The sequence below is a fragment of the Desulfosediminicola flagellatus genome, from assembly GCF_005116655.2.
GTDB lineage: Bacteria > Desulfobacterota > Desulfobulbia > Desulfobulbales > Desulfocapsaceae > Desulfopila > Desulfopila flagellata.
In genome coordinates this window covers 450,001-470,224 of sequence record NZ_CP050698.1, presented here as the reverse complement: position 1 = coordinate 470,224, position 20,224 = coordinate 450,001, and the positions used below count along the sequence as shown (strand labels likewise).

Sequence of the window (20,224 nt, the reverse complement as noted above, 5' to 3'; positions counted from 1 at the left end):
GATACCCACTTCACATTTAACGGCGTTTGCAGCCGATGCGTTCATTACGACCAGAAAGGCCGGAGATGATATCTATTGGGTTTTGATCAGTAGTTAATCAATGGTTACTTCACGTAGAATATCAAGATTATCTAGTGCTTTACCAGAACCAAGGACTACTGATGACAAGGGGTCATCAGCAACGATAATGGGCATACCCGTAGCCTCTTTAAGGCACTTGTCCAGGTTTTTCAGTAATGCCCCGCCGCCTGTAAGAACTATACCTTGATCCACAATATCCGCCGCAAGTTCAGGTGGAGTAACTTCTAAGGCGACCCGTACTGCCTCAACAATGACATCTATCTGTTCTGCAATAGCGGATTGTATTTCATCCGCAGAAATCATCAATGTTTTAGGTACCCCGGATACGAGATCGCGACCTTTGATCTCCATAGTCTCATAGGGTTCTTCCGGCATAACATTACCAATGGTAGTCTTAATTAACTCTGCTGTACGTTCACCAATGGCAAGATTATGTTTGCGCTTTATATACTGAAGGATAGCCTCATCCATTTTATCACCTGCTACACGAACTGATTTAGCATAAACAATTCCGGCAAGTGAGATTACTGCAACCTCTGTTGTTCCACCACCAATATCAATAATCATATTCGCAGTAGGTTCTGTAATTGGCAGATCAGCACCAATAGCAGCGGCCATTGGTTCTTCTATGAGATACACTTCCCTTGCACCAGCAGATTCGGCCGATTCCTTAACAGCACGTTTTTCAACTTGTGTAATACCAGATGGAACCGAAATCATAATACGTGGATGAACAAGGGTTCGACGATTATGCACTTTATTGATGAAATAACGAAGCATCGCCTCTGTAACTTCAAAATCGGCGATAACCCCATCTTTAATAGGGCGAATTGCAGTTATGTTGCCAGGAGTTTTGCCGAGCATCATTTTGGCTTCCTGCCCAACCGCGAGCACTTTACTCATTCTGCCATCCTGACGTACAGCGACGACTGACGGCTCACGTAATACTATCCCTTTGCCCTTAACATAAAGAACAGTATTGGCCGTTCCAAGATCAATTGCCAAATCATTGGAAAGCCAGCCAAACAGAAAATTAAATGGAGAGTACATACAACCTTCCTTGAGGTAAAACAGCCATCGGCAGCTGATAATATTGGCATATTCGTAAACCTGTTACGTGCTGCCGAGCTGAACAATCTAACACGTAAAATCCAAGGCTTCAGAGCCCACATATGCAAAAAGACAAAACATAACAAACCTCTTATTCATTGGCAACAACAATGCTATTCGTAAAAGAAAATACAAATTTCGTTGACAGCAATCTCAAAGCCTGTTATTTAAACCGTCACAAAATTTGAGAGACATGTGGGGCTATAGCTCAGCTGGGAGAGCGCTTGAATGGCATTCAAGAGGTCGGCGGTTCGATCCCGCCTAGCTCCACCACATATAAATAAAAAGGGCAACTGTTTATAACAGTTGCCCTTTTTATATTTCAGCATGCGTTGGCTCTCAATCACTTCCATAAAACTCCGCTTTCTTAAGTTGTTGAATGGGTATTTCAAACACGCTATTCTTCAATACACAGTATTATTTCACCTTTCTCATTGCTCCCGCAACAGATAATACGTAAGGCTTATGTTTTCTCAAGAGACCGGGTACCGTATTTCTTGCGTCACGCGCTGCAGTCATTGTGTCATATTCACCATAAAACACAAAAACTGCAGGTGGAGTAGAATCCTTTTTGAAAATGTAAAATTCACCAGCTGCCTTGGCATATCCTTCACGGGAAAGAATTTCGTTCATTTTCCCCTCAGCATTATCCGAGGAAAGCACCATCAGCTGCATAGTGTATTTACTGTTCTTTTTCCCACTTAACCAGGATGCTCCCGCCGCTCTTCTGCTATTGTAAAGCGCAGAATTTGCAACAATCTCAGGGGCAGGCACAATCGCCTCGTTGACCTGCGGTATCCTCTTTGTGGTCATCTGTGATTCCTGCCCAGAGGTATCCTCCTGGCTTTTCACAGGGGGGCTAATCTCTTGAAGAACAGGTACATCAGCTGTTGTATCTGCAACATATTCCTTAGTTTTCTCAGGAATAACCCGAACATCTTTATTCTGATCCAATTCAGTAACTTTGAGAGCAACATCACCAACAATTTTCTTTTTATCTTCATCACCGCGAAGCAAGGGTACATGTGCCTCATCTGTACTGGTCAGAGAAGAGATTACAATATTTGTTTTTTCTATTTCTTCTTCCTGAACAGCCTCATCATTACCAACCGCGGTAACAACTTTGACTTTTGAAGGCTTAATAGTTGTTATTTCAACTGGCTCTTCAACCCTTGTCACTTTTTCAACCGGCGATGAGACAGTAATAGGTTTAGCCACTTCCTTAGTTGTCGGGGCTGTCACCTTTGTTTCAGTTACTTTCTCTGGCGGCTTTACCGCAACTACCTTACCTGACTCAATTCCCCCCCCAGTAGGCGAATCTATTGCTGTACCAGTTGGATTATTTGATTTTTCTCGTTTTTCAAGTGGTTGCTCACCCATCTTTCCACCGGGATCTTCTTCAAGTTGGAGGGATTGAGCAACTACCACATTTTCAATTTTCTGATTAACTTCCTCTTTAATTGGAGCAATTTTCTGGCCAGGATCATTCACTTCTGTTTCAGGGATAGAATCCTGATTCGGTGTTGTTGTATCGGCAACATGGGATGCCTCGTTCTCAATATCCCTATCCACCACATTTGTATTCGCGCTTTGTGTAACAACGGGCGAATCTGCTTTTACAATAGGTATCTGCTGTTTACTTCCCTCCAATTGCTGCTCTGTAACCTGCTGCTGAAGAGTTGCATCAAGCTCAGGTTTCTGTTCATTTCCACTCATCAGAATAAGTACAAGCACCCCGACCGCGATCCCCCCACCTATTCCACCGACAACACGCCATGAAAAATTACGATGAGTTAATGGTAATGGAACAATCTTTTCAACTACCTTCCGGGAACGATTCTGAACAGTTTGGGATGGAACACTAAGAAGTTTTTCCGCCTCAACATTTCCCGCTGTAAGTATCTTTTGACTTAGACTGTTAATACTATTTAGATTCCCGCCTGATGCCTGAAAGATTTTATCAACTATAGCAGGTGTAAAAATATTAGCCTTGGATGTTGGTAATTGCTTGCAGCAGTGTTCCAGATACGTAGTCGTCTCTGATAAGCTCAGTGGTTTTTGTATATAGCGAGACTCTGGAACCTCGTCAAAATCACAGATCTTTAACTGATTAATATTTTCGAGTAGACTTTCTTCACCAATAAAGACAACCTGGAAATGAACAGTAGAATCATTCATCGCATCCAGCATCTTCCGTATCCGTTCAAGGGTAGCCAGATATATTTTATCTGCCATGTCGCAGACAAGAACGACCTGTATTCCTTGTTCTGCAACACTCGAAACTATACGTGACATCGCTTCGGTAATCCCACGACGAGATAAATCGTGTACTTCTACATCTACAATATCAGCAACCCGACGAACGACATCTTCAAAACTCTGGATGGAATTTTCGAAATGTAAGGTTTTCCGATCCGTGAATCCATCAGCAATCAGTTTTCTGCAGATTGCCGACTTTCCACTCCCGGAATCTCCCGTCAGGAGAATCACAGATACCAAATCAGCAATATCCTGATTTACCCTGGCAAGTAAGTTCACATGTGCCTTCACAGGATAAAATTGAACGTTTCCGGCTGTCTCTACAAATGGAGACGGATCATCATCAGTAGTTCCTGTTAACTCATTACTATTCATCTTTTATATTGCGCTCAAAACTGTCCTGATTTATTCCCATGCACAAACCCTCTAAAGATTTGTACTTTGTAAGCAATTGGTCATCCATTGGTGTTCGACGTTTCATAATAATAATACAAACTGTTTACCACAACTTTGGACCAGAGCCAAATTGGCACCAATCCTACCACTCGTTTAATAATGGTTCAACTACAACAGTAACACGTTAATTAGCTGTTCCCCTGAAGAAGATCCGGGTATAAACGTATCGATTAACTGTTGGTAATTCAAATTGTTTAATCTGATAACCACTAATCCTCATCTTTCAAGGTAAGGTGATACATTTGAGAAGGAAAGGGTGCCGAAGATACAAGAGTACAATCCTTCATTATCAGAATGAAATTGGGGAGTTTTCAACATTATCCCAACCTGAGTCGATTCTCCGAACAGGTCACTGCTATCTTGCCAAGCTCAGGTTTGGTGATAATTAACTGGTTATATAAACAGGTTAATCTATGTCCCCATTATTATTTATAGCGGGTATTTTCCTTGTAGGTGGTTTTCTACAAGGACTAACAGGGTTTGGCGCAGCTCTTATTGCAATGCCTTTACTCTGTTTATTCATAGATGTTAAAACTGCCGTTCCTCTCTGCGTACTAAACAGCATAGCTATAACCAGTTACTTGATAACCAAACTCAACTCCCATATAGATTTCAGAAAAGTCCTACCACTCTGCCTTTCTGCAATTCCTGGAATTTATGTCGGATCAACTCTACTTCACGAAGTTAATAGCAACATACTGAGCATCTGCCTTGGGACATTACTGATCACCTATAGTCTATACAATCTGGCTTTCAGCCCTCGTCGCCGTCCACTTGCAACATATTGGGCATATCTTGCCGGGTTTTCATCCGGCACAATCGGCTCAGCATTCAGTACAGGAGGTCCACCGACTATAATATATACAACTCTCAATGACTGGTCCAAAGATCAGATCAAGGCCGCCTTAACAGCGTTTTTCATTTTCAACTCGGTTGTTACTGTAACAGTTCATGCATTTACCGGACTAATAACTCCTTCGGTTCTTCAAATGTTCACAGTGAGTTGCCCATCAGTGCTGGTAGGAACAATTTTGGGTTCAGCTGTTTATAACCACCTTCCCAGAAAAACCTATGTACGAATTTTTCCTGTTTTTTGGCTCTTTCCGGAGTCACTCTTTTATTTCCGAGATAAACACTGATAATGATCTCCCTTCCGATACCCAATTGCTCGTTGTTGACATCATATTGAACTACGGTTACCTTCATTTATGCCCGTTTTTGAATTAACAGATAAAATAGTTTTCCCACATCCAGACCTTGCAGAAGATACCGGATTGCTTGCGATTGGTGGAGACTTACGTCCGGAACGCCTTGTCAAAGCGTACCAGAATGGTATTTTCCCATGGTTCTCTGAAGGTGATCCGTTACTTTGGTGGTTCACATCTCCCCGCCTTGTCCTCTTTACTGATGAGTTGCACGTGACCAAAAGACTTGCGAGGACAATACGCCGTCATCCGTTTGAAATAACTTTTGACCAGGATTTCCATCAGGTTATTTCGGAGTGTGCAACCAATCGGACAGAAAAGGGTGAGCAAACCTGGATTCTTAGTAACATGCAGTCTGCCTATCTTCGACTTCATGAACTCGGATATTGCCATAGTGTAGAATGCTGGCAAGGTTCAAAACTTGCCGGCGGGCTCTATGGAATCCGTCTTGACAATGTTTTCTTCGGCGAGTCAATGTTTACCAGAATAACTGATGCGTCTAAAATAGCTTTTGTCGCACTTATTGAACATTTGCGTAAAAAAGGTGTAAAGTTAATTGATTGCCAAATGACTACCCAGCATCTTCTTAGCTTTGGCGCCAAGGAAATTTCGGGAAAACAATTCCAGCAATTGTTGGCCAAACATATCAAATCAACCCAGCCGGATGGCAAGTGGAATAATGAGTAAAAAACCGCAGACAACAGGACAGTGCCCAGGTTGCGAGAAAAAAAAGAAATTATTGGATTACAACGAGACGCAACTTTGTATGGATTGCAGCAAACTTGCAGATGCCCTGATAAACGAACAGAATCGCATAGACAGACTTAAAAAAATCGCAGGTAGCAATAAGCCCGCAAGTCCCTGCGAGCTCCCAGAAGTGCTGGACGCTGTTCGTTACCGGACTCGGGACAGAGATCAAAACAGCTGGTATGTGTCTATTAGTGAGATGGAAGGTGCGCCTGTAGAGATTTTTGCTTCAACAGCATTTGACCGTGATCAGCACCTGCAATCACGCATCTCTAATCTTACAACGATAACCCGTCTAATTTCATTGATATTGCGACATATATCCCTTGGAGAAAAGCTCACCCTTGAGAAAACACTTACTCAGCTGCACCGAAGTTCACGACAGCGAAATGACCTGCCTGAAATGCTCGTCACAGTTTTACAAAAATACAGTAAACGACCTGACGAAATAACTCGCAGTGAGCATGAAACACCGTAGTGCCTAATACCCTAAAATCGAGTTAATTAGCAGTCCAGGTAGTACTCATACGGAATATTTGATTTATCAAAATGTCTGAGTACTTTCTGGAGCGCATAAAGATTAGGGACATTAAAACTCAGTAGCCAGGCCGGCTCCAGGGTGGAATACCGAGATAAAAGTTGTAAATGAGCCACTTCCATATCTTCAGGAGCCTCACCGAGTGCTCTCATCACATCCGCACGTGATGCTCGCAAAACATGAAGTTCCTGCTGCTTACGAACAGTTGTTGTTCGCAATCTCCAGATAATATTTACCGCATCCTCACGACGAAACTTTATATGTTCAAGCCGTGAACATTTCTTGTGATGAACAGAAAAACCTTTTTCAGTAAGCAGCGCACAATTATCTTTTGCAGTCGGATTTGGTTTACAGCAGGAAGACAGTTTCACACAAACAGGGTCAAGCGTTGTTAGCTCTACTTTATTGAAGGCACCTGTCGGAGTAAAGAGCGGGGATTTTCCATCAAACATGTCGGATTTAATCCTGCTCATAATATCATACAGCCTCAAACGCCCTTCTCCAATTCTGCCATAGAAATCATCAAGGCTTTCAACTCGAAACATCGTTAATATTTTCTTCAGCCCATCGCCTTCTAACACATGGAATGGAAAACCATACCGCAACATCTCCTGCCTCATGAGGGACTCACCGACTCGACACGTTACTTTTCTGCGCCGTATCCTGAAACTCTTTGCCAACTCAGCCCGCGCGCGCGGTGTTTTGCACATATTCATCATATGCTGTTCAAAACGAACCGGCTCCTTATTGCGAATAATTCTGACCATCGCGCCATCAGTCAGAACATGATCTGGAGTTACCCGGGTATTTCGAATCATAGCCCCCAGGCAGGTTCGGCCGATTTCAGTATGTACCCTGAACGCAAAATCAAGCACAGTCGACTTAAATGGCAGACAGATCAAGTCACCCTGTGGAGTATATGTATAGATCTCTTTAATTCCACTGGCAGCGATAACATCTCTATAGGAAAATGATTCATCAGAACTCAGCACATCAAACATTTCCTGAATTTCCTGAACAAACCGCCCTTGTTTTCCAGTTTTTGATGTCCAGTTTCTAAAAAGTCCCCTTTGGGCTTTTCGTGCCATCTCATGGGTTCTGATCTTAAACAGGAATCGTTGCCCTTTTATGATAGCCCTTGCATGCAAGCCCTGATATCCTGTGGGCTTCGGGTTTGCGATAAAGTCCCGCATAGTCCGTGGGATTGGTCTGAATGTCTGATTTACAACGCCAAGCGCCCTGTAACAGGAGTGACGGTCATTAACGACAATCAAAATCTCCATAGGAGTTTCGATATGTTTGAGCAATAATCTGTTGGTCACATCATAATACGCCCAGAGTTCCTTAGTACGCATAACAACTTCTGCAGCCAACCCATGTGCCTTGGTTTCCTGGCGCAGGGCCTGAACAATTTCCAGCCCAACCGGCGAACGATTCAGCTGTCGGATCTGGCTGTTAAGTTTTGCTCCCTGCTTCGGGTATTTGAACAGCAGAGCCAGGTTATACATCTGCCGTTTCAAATGAAACAAACCAAAAACCGTGGCCAGAGGCGCATAGATATCAATGGTTTCGTCAGCAATCCTTTGTCGTTTTTTTCTTGGTAAAGCCTGAAGGGTGCGCAAGTTATGCATTCTATCGGCAAGTTTAACCAACATAACTTCTGGCCTGAGTGCAGCACCTGAAAAGATTTTTCTGTGAGTTTTCTGTGAATTATGTTGCTTGCTGCCTGAAACGTGCGTAACCTTTGTGCAACCCTCAACAATTGCCTGGACATAAGCACCGAACCTGTTCCCCACCACCTCGGCGGTTATCTCCTCAACATCCTCAACCGTATCATGTAAAAGAGCAGCTGCCAGGATTTCCGGGTGTGCAATATCCATTTCTTCAACAAGAATTTTGGCAACTGAACAGGGGTGAAGAATATACGCATCACCTGACTTACGCCATTGATCGATATGTGCTTCGATGGCAAAATCCAGAGCATCCCAGAACACAGACTGCCCGGGAGAATCTCCCAGAAGCGCTCGCATCTGTTGACGATAATCATCTATAGCAAAAGGAATACGTCGCATACTCTCCTATCTGGCTACAAAGTCGGTAGCCAACCGAAGCCATTTAGCCACGGATCACAAGGTGTTTAAAAATCTTTATCTGCTGGCAACTCAGTGATACACTGAATAAAATTAAAAAAACACGACAACTACGTCTCAGAATAACAGAATTCCCCTTGGAGGGGGAAATAAAAAATACGAATTTATGAGTCAAAAAAGATTGAAACGCAGAGGAAAGCCCCCCTTCGGTGCGAAAGATAAAAAACGCACTCACAAAAACTTTGCACTCCAGGCAATTGAAAACAGTGTCCTTCATTTTCTATTCGGCTGCGATTCCCCTGCCTCCTTGACTGATATCGCCACTGCTGTAACAGGTAAGCGCACCATCAGTAAAGATTTAAAACTCGCAATAGCATACCTGTTCCAAAGTAAGGCAATTATTAAACCGGGAAAGAAACATTACCAAATAGGGTCAGCAGCGCAACTATATAGTGGAACTCTCCATCAACATCCTAAGGGATTTGGATTTGTCAGCATCACAAAAAAACATGGCTCTTCTCCTGATCTCGATCGTGATGTTCATATTCCAGCCAATAGAATTAGTAAAGCAATGCATGGTGACACTGTGCTAATCAGGGTTGTCAATGTAGCCAAAAACGGTAAAGCGGAAGGTGCAATCCTAGACGTAATAGAACGTGGCCCTGAAACTATTGCGGGATTTTTCACTCGCGATAAGAAAGGTGCTTTTGTATTCCCAGAAGATACACGATACCCGTTTATTATCAGAATCGATCCTCAAACCTGCCCAGACATTGAAAACGGTATGGCGGTCATAGCGAAAATAACACCGCCAGATCAACCGTCACGAACAGTGGCCGGTTCAATTACAGAAATACTGGGCCCACCTGAACATATTGATGTTCAAATGCGCCTTGTCACTGAGAAATTCCAGCTACCTCATCAGTTCAGCGATGCAACTGTGGCGGAAGCTGAAAAGCTTTCTGACACTATCCCGACAGATGAGGCAAGGGAAGACTTACGCGACATTCAGCTGGTAACAATTGATGGAGAGACTGCCAAAGATTTCGATGACGCTGTCTGCGTTCTGAGAACGGATACCGGCTATCGACTCTATGTATCCATCGCCGACGTTTCCTATTTTGTCAAACCCGGTTCCGCCATAGATAAAGATGCATACCAGCGTGGTACTTCAATCTATTTCCCCGGCCGTGTCATTCCGATGCTGCCTGAAAAGCTATCAAACAACCTCTGCAGTCTGATTCCTGACCAGGATCGACTAGCAGTAACTGCAGTTATTGATTTCGATAATAGAGGTAATCGTATCGGTAAACGGTTCTGCCGCTCAATCATCAGAAGTCATAAAAGGTTTACTTACACCACAGTGAGACAAATCCTTATAGATAAAGATCCAGCGGTAATTTCACAACATACGCCATTTCTTGAAATGCTTGGGAACGCTTCAGAGCTTGCAACCCTTCTACAGCGATATCGAACAGACCGAGGATCAATAGGCTTTTCTATTCCTGAGCCTGAAATTTCCCTAGACCACGAAGGCAAAATAGCATCGATAAAAAAAGCCGAACGCAATTTCGCCCATCAGCTTATTGAAGAGTTTATGCTTGCAGCAAATGAAGCTGTCGCAGAAACATTCACACGGAACCATAGAAACAGCCTCTATCGCATCCATGAACTTCCTGATTTTGAAAAAGTAGTCGAATTCAGTCATTTTGCAAAAACACTGGACCTCCACCTTCCTCCTCCGGAAAATAATCCGCAGTGGTTTGGCAAAGTACTTGAAGCATGTAAAGGCACACCAAAAGAGTATATTGTCAACAACCTCCTCCTGCGCACCATGCAACAGGCTCGCTACTCACATGACAATAAAGGACATTTTGCACTGGCGGCCACTGACTACACCCACTTCACTTCTCCAATCCGCCGATATCCAGACCTGATGGTTCACCGTGAACTCTGCCGGTTTCTCCTGACAAAAAAGCAAACGGATACTGATAACATTGAAAGTCAGAACCTTGAGGCCGCAGGTATCTTTTTGTCAACGAGGGAGCGAACCGCTGTAAATTCTGAACGTGAAATGAATGACCGCCTAAAAATTATTTACATGGAAAAGCATTTGGGAGAGTCATTTAGTGCGATAATATCAGGGGTCACAGAATTTGCATTTTTTGTTGAACTGGACGATCTGTTTATCAGTGGATCAATCCTCGCCGAACAGCTTACCGACGACTATTATCTCTACGATGGCAAGCATCATAGGCTTATCGGTGAAATAAGCAGAAATATATATCAGCTTGGTGACAGGATTACTGTTATTGCGACAGATATTGATAAAAATAAAAACAGGGTGAATTTCAAACCATCTTTAATGCAATAACAGATATTTCCATAAGTATCTCCTACCAGTGAAATGTTAGGGTTTTTTATTAATGGTGCTTTTGCAGCTTGACTTGCGAGCACTTTTCGAATTAATTATTTGAAGAATGTTAAATCCGGAATTTTTAATCAATAATCAGTTATAAAGACTTACCTAACGTCCTACTCGCTCAGGAGGGAGTACCATATGGAAGGAACCGAATCTTTGACAACTCTTCTCGGAAACCCGTTTCTTAGAGGTCTTGCAATTGGCCTTGTGGTTTGTATTATTATTTATCTCAGAGGACTGCTCAGAAGACGCGAACTGAGTAAAGAGGTTGATCGACTCAGATCACACCTGCACACCAAGCTTGAAATCGATTCATCAGATAACGAGCGACGTAAAACTGAACTCAACCGGCTTAAGCAGGAACGCGACAATCTGCGAATCACTGTCCAGTCCCTGAACCAGAAGCCTGGTCGCAAAGAAATACGTCAGTTTTACATCTACCAGACCGCTCTGGACATAATGTTTGAGAAAGCACCAGGCTTTGCTCCGGCTTGGCAGGTTACCCTCAAAGAGGCAGAGAATCTCTTTGAAAAGTCTGAGAGTGGAGTTATGCCACTTCTTAAGAGACTTATGCCTACTTCAGCCGACAAGCAGGTAGAAGAGTACGAGAAAATCAGCAAAATTACCATGGATACCAATCAGAAGAAAAACTAACACTGACCGGGTAATACTCCCGACAAACAGTTGTTTTGATTTCACAGGGACCTGTTCCATTTAATGGAGCAGGTCCCTGTTTTGTATTTACAGGGCGAAATACACCTCCCCCTCTTTCAGATCTTATTTTACATATCCTCTTTTTCTTACAATGTATCCCGATCAATTATTACTCTCCCAGGTTGCTATAGTTCTGGTACGTCCTAAATTTGCCGAGAACATCGGCTCCACAGCCCGTGTTGCTTTTAACATGGGAATAAAACGATTGATTCTGGTTCATGAAATCATGCCCGACAGGGCTGCCATGGCCAAAATGGCAACTCACAAAGCAGCTCATCTCCTCGACAACATGGAAATCCATGATAATCTCGAGGAAGCACTCAAACCGTTTTCTGTAATAGTGGGAACGACCGCACGTACAGGAAAAAAACGAACCATTGAAAGAACGCCTAGAGAAATAATTGAAACCATCATTCCCGATCTACCCAACAACCAGCTCGCCATTATATTCGGGCCTGAAGACCGGGGATTGACAAATGACGAGCTCAAATACTGCAACTACACTTCATCCATCCCTACAGCCGATTTTTCTTCACTTAATCTTGCCCAGGCCGTGGCTATTCACTGCTATGAATTGTATTATAATATAGTGCATGCACCCAGGGCCATCGAACCTAATCCGAAAATCGCCTCGTCATATGAACTAGAAGGAATGTACGACTATCTAGAAGAAACGTTATTACGTATTGATTTTCTACAAGAAAAAAGTCATACATACTGGATGACCAACATCAGACAGTTTTTGAGCAGAATCCGCATAACTTCTAAAGATTCAAAAATCATACGTGGCATCTGCAGGCAGTTTCTCTGTTACCAGGGGAGGGGCCAGGAAAAATAACATTCTTAGGGGGGACACCACATGATGAACACCAAAGAGAACACTATACCGTTCGCCATGCCTTCCAACAAATTCTACCCCCCTCATATTGACGAATCCCAATCGTTGCTCCGCACCCGCTTACTCAGTAAAAAACTGCCGGCAAAGATCAAGACGAAAAAGGCAGTGATTATTGAAGCTCAGGCAGGTCAGGGAAAGACAACGCTTATCTCCCAGTTTCTGGATCACAATAGCTTCGAATATATGTGGTATCAGATAGGTCCTGAAGATTCCGACCCAGTTCTTCTGCTATCGTCGCTCCTTGCAAACTTCAATCAAAAATATCCCAATTTTCATTCGCCTCAACTTGCGACCATTTTGCGAGAAGGTGAAGTCGGTCCACTTGACCTGAAGCGATGTGCAAATATTCTGCTGACGGATATCAACCATTATCTTGCTCACGATCTTTTCATAGTATTTGATGATCTTCATCTCACCACCGGTGCAACGCTTACTAATAATATACTTGAGTATATTATTGACACATCTCCCCCACGCCTCCACTTTGTTCTTTCCACCAGACACCCGCTGGAAATGAAGTGCAAGACATTCAGAGATAGCAATAAGATATCCTACCTCAGCACTCAGGATCTGGCGCTAAGTAACAAAGAGATTGAAGATCTCTTCACCAATGTGCTTGAAAAAAGCATTACGAGGCAGGACGCCAGTGAAATTCATAGAATGACTAACGGCTGGGTCATGGGGATTGTTCTCGCCAGCCACCCGATGACCGGTCGCACAAAATTCTGGCAGCAAACAGATAACAGTTCAATTGCAGCATCCCGTTCTGATCAGGGTCATATGCTTGATTTTTTTCAGGATGAAATTTTTGATAAAATTCCAGAAAATCTGCATATTCCGTTTTTAAAACTGTCGTTTATATCACAGATCCCTGTTGATCTAGCCACTATGCTCACGGGAATTGAGGATATTGATACGATACTGAGCGATATGGCCAGGGAAAATTTCTTTGTCTACCAGCTTGACGATCAAAAATCGATCTTTCGATTTCACCATTTCTTTCAGGAATTTTTACAAATACGAGCTGAGCAAACCCTTTCGCCTTCAGATATCAAAAACATTCATACCCGGGAAGCTGAGTACTACCTTGAAAAGGACATGATAGAGCAGGCCCTTGCCAGCTATAAAAAAGCAGGTGACTTTCTTACCATGGAGCGACTGCTTCAAACGAAAGGAATGGCTATGGTAGCAGAGAATAAAACCCTGACTATTCTAGCGCTGCTCAAATCAATCCCTGAAGAAACCCTTTTCCAGTACAGTTGGCTAACATTTTATGCGGGTCTGCTCAGAAATGATTACTCCCCTCAGACGACCCTCCCTTATTACGAAAAAGCAATGGGAGTTTTCAAAAGAAATAACGACGAAACCGGAGAGCTGCTTTGCCTTTCCCAAATGATCTACTTTCATTTTGTTATCTCCGGACAGTATCAAGTTGGCTCAAAACTGCTTCCACAAGCTGCAAAGCTACTGAAAAAAAACAAAGACACTCTTCCGGATAACGTTAAAATCCATGCCGCTCGTAATCTGGCAAGTGGATATTGTTTCTTTGACGGTGAAATGGACACGGCAAGATCGTACATTGCACTAGCCAACACCCTGGCGACTCGTCAAAATTGCAGAAACCACATTGCATCAGCTTGCTTTATCCAGGGATACATTGAACTTCTTAGTGGTAATCGAGCGAAATATCTCAGAGAGGCCGAACGCTGTTATTCCTTTTTAAACGACCCCCTTGTAGGTATGTCCAACAAGTTGACCATCCGCGTCATGTACCTTTGCTACCTCTCTATGGTTGGAGATTTTTTAAATTTCAAAAAACATCAGCAGGAGATTCAGGAAAGCATTGACCAGACCATTGTAGACCAAACCGTAGCAGCTCCGTATATTTTTGTATGGGGTGCTATCGGGTATTTTTCTTTCGGGCAAACAGATAATGCCATGGCATTGTTGAGTAAAGGATTCGGCATTACGTCTACTGCCAGCACCAATCATATGCATAGCCAGATTTTGCAGTGGCTGGCTTATGGAAAATCTCTGACCAACGACAAAGAAAAAACACTTGAACTCATCACAGAGTCAGCAGATTTACGTCGACAGGCTGGCGGATTCTTTTATGAAACGTTTAACACAATATTGAGTGGAGCATCATTAACCAGAATTGGTGAGTTTGATAAAGCTGCAGAAGCACTTAACACAGCGGTGGAACAGGCCCAATCCATTCCATCCACTTTCCTGACCATTTGTGCACTCCTTCAGCGAAGTTATAACAAGCTTTTGGCTATCGATGCTGAAACAGCACTTGATGATCTGGATGCCGGGTTATCACTCATGAGAAATAACGGTTACTCATTCTTCTGGGGCTGGGAACCGGTAATGATGAGCCGTCTTCTCTCAATTGCTGTTCGTTTTGATATTGAAAAAAGTTTTGCGAAAATGTTGTCACGGGAAAGACTTCGTTTAAATTTCACGGATGAAGGCGAACCTGTAACACTGCTTAGCTTTTCATTACTCGATACTTTTCAACTCAGCCTGGGGGATACAGTTGTCAGCCGAGCTAAAGATCTCACTCCTTCCCAGCGAGAGTTACTTGGGCTGTTAATCACTTCGAAAGGACAACGAATAAGTCAGGAGAGGGTACAGCTTGAACTCTGGCCGGACAACACGCCTGAAAATGCACGAAAAAGCTTCGATACTCTACTCACCAGGCTAAGAAAAGAACTTTCGAAAACTGAAGCACTCACTGTGCGAGACTATATATTCATGCAAAAAGGAATTCTATGCCTGGCGAATTATCAGATGGATTCTCTTCAATTTTTCGATTCTGCTCGACAGGGGATGGTGCATAGCAAAAACAGCGATTGGTGGCAGGCAAGTAATGCGTTCACACGTGCACTCCATTACTGGAAAGGATCGCTCCCAGAAGACATATTTAAATCTGAGCAAGTGCTTGCCTATAATGACCAGCTCGTCTTCGGCCTTATCGAATTCACGACCACCTGGGCAAACCACATGGCTGAAACCGGTCGAACCGAAGAAGCAATCACCCTGCTCGAACAAGTTGTGCTGATGAATAAACTTGAAGAACAGCTGGTAACCCTACTTTATGCGCTTCATTCGAAAAATAACAGCCCGATCAAAGCCAAAGAAACGTTAGATAAGTATAGAGCAGCTCTGATGAAAGTTGAATATAGTCTCGACGAAATCGAGACCTACCTGCAGGAAGTAATAAAAACGGCACAAAATATTATACCCGAAAACACTCCAAGTTCATTTATGTAATTCTGATTCCACACATTCCCTACCCCACTCTCCAGTCAGACCTTCACCGACACGTTCTATGAACAATAGGTGAAGGACTATATTCATCAATTTAAACCAGTTAAACTATATTCTCTGGTAACGCCATTGCAAAAGTTTTTTTTGGCATTTAAATTGCTAATTAAAGATTAACTCGTTCAACGAAATCACATTTGCCTTAAAAAGACTACTATGATCTCCTCAGCCCAAAATTCAGCTCTTTCTGCCTTGAAAGCATTCTCTACGAGAGTGCAGTCCAACTCCAACAATGTTGCAAACTCACTGACTGATGGTTTTAAGAAAACCCGTGTGACATTAAGCTCAAAAGAAACAGGCGGGGTGCAAGCGCAGATCGAGAAAGTAAATACTCCCGGCAGTGTAGTATATCAGGAAACCAGTGACGGACAGCAAGAAGTTGAACTGTCTAATGTGGATATCGGACAGGAGTTTCCTGAAATGAGCATTAACAGCAACCTGTATCAAGCCAACCTTAAAACTCTACAAGTTGCTGACGAGATGGCTGGCAGTCTTCTAAAACTGAAAGCCTGACCCCAATCCCCTCTCCTCCTACCCCTCGACCCCCTTGAGTGGACATTGTTCACATAAGGGGGTTGTCTTTTTACAAAAATCCTTACCGACATTTACTATCAGCGCGTGATATTCATTAAAAAGTTTTGAGTCAGACGGTAATCTGCACGTAAACTCTTCCTGGAGCTCTTCATAACCACACTCATCAGGAACAAGATTGTGTCGCGAAAATACACGATGCGTGTAGGTATCTACGACAAATACAGGGTGATTCCCACAATATAATAAAATAGCATCGGCGGTTTCCTGGCCTATCCCTTTAACTGACAACAAATTCTCTCGTGCATCATCTGTTGAATCACTCAGCAGACTTTCAAGATCGCCATCGTATTGTTCAACAATCATCTGCAGCAGATTGCGCAACCTCTTTGCCTTGATATTATAATATCCTGATGGGCGAATACAGTCCGCAATCTCCTCATAAGATGCATCATGCAATGAAGGTAAAGAGAGTAAATTCCGCTCTTGTAAATTATTGATAGCCTTGGTGACATTTTTCCAATGTGTATTCTGTATTAACACCGCTCCTATCATTATTTCAAATGGTGTGTCACCGGGCCACCATTTTTGCGGCCCATAATGATTAAATAACAAATCGTATACTTGCTGAAAAACATCTATCCGCATTGCAACCAACACTCCTTTATTTTTCTCTTATCTGGTAAGTCTCCAGCCACCGGAGGTACCACCAAGACAGATACCGATGTCTTCCGCTGTGGAAATTTTATCGCAATCAGTTTGAACTTTTTTTCGATTCTTGATCGCATCAACAATTGGCACAGGAACCATCTTTGAATTATGAAGTGCTACCATATGACCAAATTTTTTCTCTTCAACCATTCTAACAGCCGCCGTTCCAAATCGTAATGCCAGCAGACGATCGAATGTAGTTGGCGAACCACCCCGTTGAAGATGCCCTAATACAAGCGAACGTGTATCTTTATCGGTACGTTTGCGAATCTCACTAGCTACATATTCCCCAACGCCACCGAGGACAACCTCCTCGCGACCCAGTTCCCCCTCGCCTTTATTAAATGCGGTTCCCTCTTTAGTCTTTGCACCTTCGGCCACCACTACAATAGCGTAATGTTTTCCATGCAGTTCATTATCTGAGATTTTCTCACACACCTCTTCCATATCAAATGGGATTTCCGGAATAAGAATAGCGTCAGCCCCGCCGGATATTCCCGAGTAAAGAGCAATCCATCCAGAATCACGCCCCATTACTTCAACTACCATTACCCGATTATGAGATTTAGCCGTAGAGTGGAGTTTATCAAGAGCCTCCGTAGCTGTAGAAACAGCAGTATCAAATCCAAAAGTACGATCTGTCTCCTCGAGATCGTTATCTATGGTCTTTGGGACACCTATAACGGGCATACCTTTTTCGGCAAATCTATTTGCTATATCCAGGCTGCCATCACCACCAATTGCTATATGGCAATCAAAACCCATTCTATTAAAGTTTTTTAGTATCTTATCTGAGACATCAATAACCTGAATTTCACCTGCAAGATTCTCTACAGGTCGTGAAAAAGGATTCCCTTTATTAGTAGAACCAAGAATGGTACCGCCAGTTGAATAGATTTCAGCAACGTCTTTAGGAGTTAGCCTGATCATGTCATCAATATCAAGAAAACCTGCATATCCGTCTCGGCTCCCATAAACCTCCCAGCCACGCTTGTAGCACGAATGTACAACTGCAAAAATAACTGCATTTAAGCCAGGAGCATCTCCGCCACCAGTCGAAATTACAATTTTCTTCATATCGGTACCCTTTTACTTTATGGAAATGTTTAAGGAGAAGAGAATCTTCGGATACTTAGTAACAAAACATCCGATTCATCAATAATTCAGTATCGCTTACGCGTTAGGATATATCAACAATGTTTCAATAATGTTGGATAATTGCCATATTTCTATAAGGTTATCACTACACTTTTCACCTAAGCAAGAAAAAACATTACATATTCAGGGTCTGCAGTGAACATCCTGTTAAAAAATCTTATGCACAAATAAGTCAATCCGGAATTTTCTAAAAATCCCGGATTGACTTATCATCTGTAGCACCTTATTTTGTCTGGGAACAGAAACCACTTCTTTAAAGAAGTTCAACCTGAAACACTTCAATATAGTGGTAACGTATTGAAACGAGGAGGCATCATGTCTGATTTTAGTGTAACAGACTTAGCTGTTACAAAACTCAAAGAGTATATGGAGCAGAACAATATCGATTCTGCTCTTCGTGTAGCCCTTATGCAGGGTGGCTGATCTGGTCCCTCTCTGGGCTTGGCTCTGGATGAGCCAAAAGAAAACGATAAAGTATACGAAAACGACACCCTGAAGTTTCTGGTGGAAGAAAGTCTTCTTACCACATGTGGAACAATCACCGTTGATTTTATTGATGCTGGACCTCGTTCGGGCTTTGGAATCACATCTGCCAACCCAATTGGTGGCGGTGGCGGTTGCAGCTCAGGTTCCTGCGATTCAGGTAGTTGCGGTTAAGTAGTATTGCCTGCAAAGGACTATCACCTGGAATATCTATTTCAGGTCTTAAATAGATGTAACAAAAAGGTGAAACCGTTCTGGTTTCACCTTTTTTTTTAACTTGTCCAACGTATATGTCAATTTATTGACACCCCTTTCCAGCATCCTTATTATCTTTCTGCCAATCAATGAAAGGGTTATGCTTTTTCCGAACCACTAACATCGGATTCTTAGCAAAGTAACCTTTAATAAACGAGTCAACAGGAGAGAAGAATGCAATTTGACAAGTTTACAATAAAATCACAGGAAACTATCCAGGCAGCCCAGAAAATGGCGAGGGATGCCTCACAGCAAAGTATCCGGCCGGTTCATCTGGTAAAGGCACTACTTGAGCAGGTAGATGGTGTTGTCGTACCGGTGCTGAAAAAAATGGGTATTGATCCATCACTCGTACTTATGGACTGCAATGCTCTCATAGAAAAAGAACCTAAGGTTTCTGGAAGTGGTGCAGGCCAGGTGTATGCATCTCAGGAACTTCAAAACATCCTTGATTTGGCTTTTAAGATCGCAGCCGACATGCAGGACGATTACGTAAGCCAGGAGCATCTTTTTCTTGCTGTCATTAAAAATCAAAAAGATCAGGTAACTCGTGCTTTGTCCGCAAGAGGGATTGATGATAAAAAGTTCCTGGCAGCACTTCAGGCTATTCGTGGTGATCACAGAGTTACAGATCAATATCCGGAAGAGAAATATCAATCTCTTGAAAAATACGGGATTAATCTTACGAATCGAGCCAAACAGGGAAAGCTTGACCCGGTTATCGGCAGAGATGACGAAGTCCGCCGTATCATACAGGTACTCTCCAGAAGAACCAAAAACAACCCTGTACTTATTGGCGAACCTGGCGTTGGAAAGACAGCTATCGTAGAAGGCCTTGCACAAAGGATTATTGATGGTGATATCCCCGCAACACTGAAAGATAAACAGGTTGTTACACTTGACCTCGCTGCCCTGGTTGCTGGTGCAAAATATCGAGGAGAGTTTGAAGACAGACTGAAGGCTGTACTCAAAGAGGTAGAAAAAAAGGCCGGAGAAATCATCCTCTTTATTGATGAAATACACACCCTTGTCGGTGCAGGTGCTGCAGAAGGGTCCATGGATGCTTCAAATATGCTCAAACCATCACTTGCCAGAGGTGAATTACACTGCGTAGGCGCAACTACCCTTGATGAGTACAGGAAATATATAGAAAAAGACAGTGCCCTTGAAAGACGATTTCAACCTGTTCTCGTTCAGGAGCCGACAGTTGAAGACACCATTGCCATACTCCGT

At 43.0% G+C, this 20,224-nt stretch carries 15 protein-coding genes and 1 tRNA gene (1 of these 16 cut by a window edge); 11 read left to right on the top strand and 5 right to left on the bottom strand.

Going from position 1 to position 20,224, the window contains the following annotated elements; all coding sequences use genetic code 11:
* Positions 1–93 precede the first annotated feature (93 nt).
* On the bottom strand, positions 94–1,131 hold the full coding sequence (locus FCL46_RS01915; protein WP_136810531.1) for a rod shape-determining protein: 1,038 nt from the start codon (positions 1,129–1,131) through the stop codon (positions 94–96).
* Between the two features lie 257 nt (positions 1,132–1,388).
* Between FCL46_RS01915 and FCL46_RS01910 the strand changes: the two genes are divergently transcribed.
* A tRNA-Ala gene (locus FCL46_RS01910) sits at positions 1,389–1,464 on the top strand.
* Positions 1,465–1,608: 144 nt separating this feature from the next.
* On the opposite strand, the gene FCL46_RS01905 is transcribed toward FCL46_RS01910, so the two are convergent.
* On the bottom strand, positions 1,609–3,825 hold the full coding sequence (locus FCL46_RS01905; RefSeq protein WP_136810530.1) for an AAA family ATPase: 2,217 nt from the start codon (positions 3,823–3,825) through the stop codon (positions 1,609–1,611).
* A 494-nt stretch (positions 3,826–4,319) separates the two neighbouring features.
* On the opposite strand from FCL46_RS01905, the gene FCL46_RS01900 reads away from it, so the two are divergent.
* The 3 genes from FCL46_RS01900 to FCL46_RS01890 all read left to right on the top strand — a co-directional run bounded on the left by FCL46_RS01900 (position 4,320) and on the right by FCL46_RS01890 (position 6,336).
* On the top strand, positions 4,320–5,045 hold the full coding sequence (locus FCL46_RS01900) for a sulfite exporter TauE/SafE family protein (protein WP_136810529.1): 726 nt from the start codon (positions 4,320–4,322) through the stop codon (positions 5,043–5,045).
* Positions 5,046–5,114: 69 nt separating this feature from the next.
* Positions 5,115–5,798: a leucyl/phenylalanyl-tRNA--protein transferase gene (aat, locus tag FCL46_RS01895; RefSeq protein ID WP_136810528.1), complete on the top strand. Its 684-nt coding sequence runs from the start codon at positions 5,115–5,117 to the stop codon at positions 5,796–5,798.
* A complete protein-coding gene (locus FCL46_RS01890) occupies positions 5,791–6,336 on the top strand; it encodes a TSCPD domain-containing protein (RefSeq protein WP_228723309.1) in 546 nt (181 codons plus the stop codon). The genes aat and FCL46_RS01890 overlap by 8 nt, the downstream gene beginning before the upstream one ends.
* 26 nt (positions 6,337–6,362) lie before the next feature.
* Here FCL46_RS01890 and FCL46_RS01885 read toward each other — a convergent pair whose 3' ends face one another.
* Positions 6,363–8,468, bottom strand: coding sequence for an HD domain-containing protein (locus tag FCL46_RS01885; RefSeq protein ID WP_136810527.1), 2,106 nt, complete (start codon positions 8,466–8,468; stop codon positions 6,363–6,365).
* Between the two features lie 199 nt (positions 8,469–8,667).
* On the opposite strand from FCL46_RS01885, the gene rnr reads away from it, so the two are divergent.
* From rnr to FCL46_RS01860, 5 genes are all read left to right on the top strand, one after another.
* Entirely contained in the window at positions 8,668–10,860 is a 2,193-nt protein-coding gene (rnr, locus tag FCL46_RS01880; RefSeq protein ID WP_167506090.1) for a ribonuclease R, read from the top strand.
* 186 nt (positions 10,861–11,046) lie between these two features.
* Complete coding sequence (locus tag FCL46_RS01875) at positions 11,047–11,562, top strand: hypothetical protein (protein ID WP_136810525.1); 516 nt, start codon at positions 11,047–11,049, stop codon at positions 11,560–11,562.
* A 151-nt stretch (positions 11,563–11,713) separates the two neighbouring features.
* Complete coding sequence (locus FCL46_RS01870) at positions 11,714–12,460, top strand: RNA methyltransferase (RefSeq protein WP_136810524.1); 747 nt, start codon at positions 11,714–11,716, stop codon at positions 12,458–12,460.
* A gap of 21 nt (positions 12,461–12,481) precedes the next feature.
* A complete protein-coding gene (locus FCL46_RS01865; protein WP_136810523.1) occupies positions 12,482–15,799 on the top strand; it encodes an AfsR/SARP family transcriptional regulator in 3,318 nt (1,105 codons plus the stop codon).
* 210 nt (positions 15,800–16,009) lie between these two features.
* Positions 16,010–16,366 (top strand): flagellar basal body rod C-terminal domain-containing protein, encoded by a 357-nt coding sequence (locus FCL46_RS01860; RefSeq protein ID WP_136810522.1) that lies wholly within the window; start codon positions 16,010–16,012, stop codon positions 16,364–16,366.
* An 18-nt stretch (positions 16,367–16,384) separates the two neighbouring features.
* Here FCL46_RS01860 and FCL46_RS01855 read toward each other — a convergent pair whose 3' ends face one another.
* The gene (locus tag FCL46_RS01855; RefSeq protein WP_136810521.1) at positions 16,385–17,032 is read right to left on the bottom strand and encodes an endonuclease III domain-containing protein; all 648 of its coding nucleotides are present in this window, start codon (positions 17,030–17,032) and stop codon (positions 16,385–16,387) included.
* Positions 17,033–17,059: 27 nt separating this feature from the next.
* On the bottom strand, positions 17,060–18,172 hold the full coding sequence (locus tag FCL46_RS01850) for a 6-phosphofructokinase (RefSeq protein ID WP_136810520.1): 1,113 nt from the start codon (positions 18,170–18,172) through the stop codon (positions 17,060–17,062).
* A 396-nt stretch (positions 18,173–18,568) separates the two neighbouring features.
* On the opposite strand from FCL46_RS01850, the gene FCL46_RS28610 reads away from it, so the two are divergent.
* Entirely contained in the window at positions 18,569–18,910 is a 342-nt protein-coding gene (locus tag FCL46_RS28610) for an IscA/HesB family protein (protein WP_338032043.1), read from the top strand.
* Positions 18,911–19,165: 255 nt separating this feature from the next.
* Positions 19,166–20,224: the 5' end (the start) of an ATP-dependent chaperone ClpB gene (gene clpB / locus FCL46_RS01835; RefSeq protein WP_136810518.1), read on the top strand. 1,542 nt of this gene lie beyond the right edge of the window; the window shows 1,059 of its 2,601 coding nt (coding positions 1–1,059); its start codon is at positions 19,166–19,168; its stop codon lies off the right edge, out of view.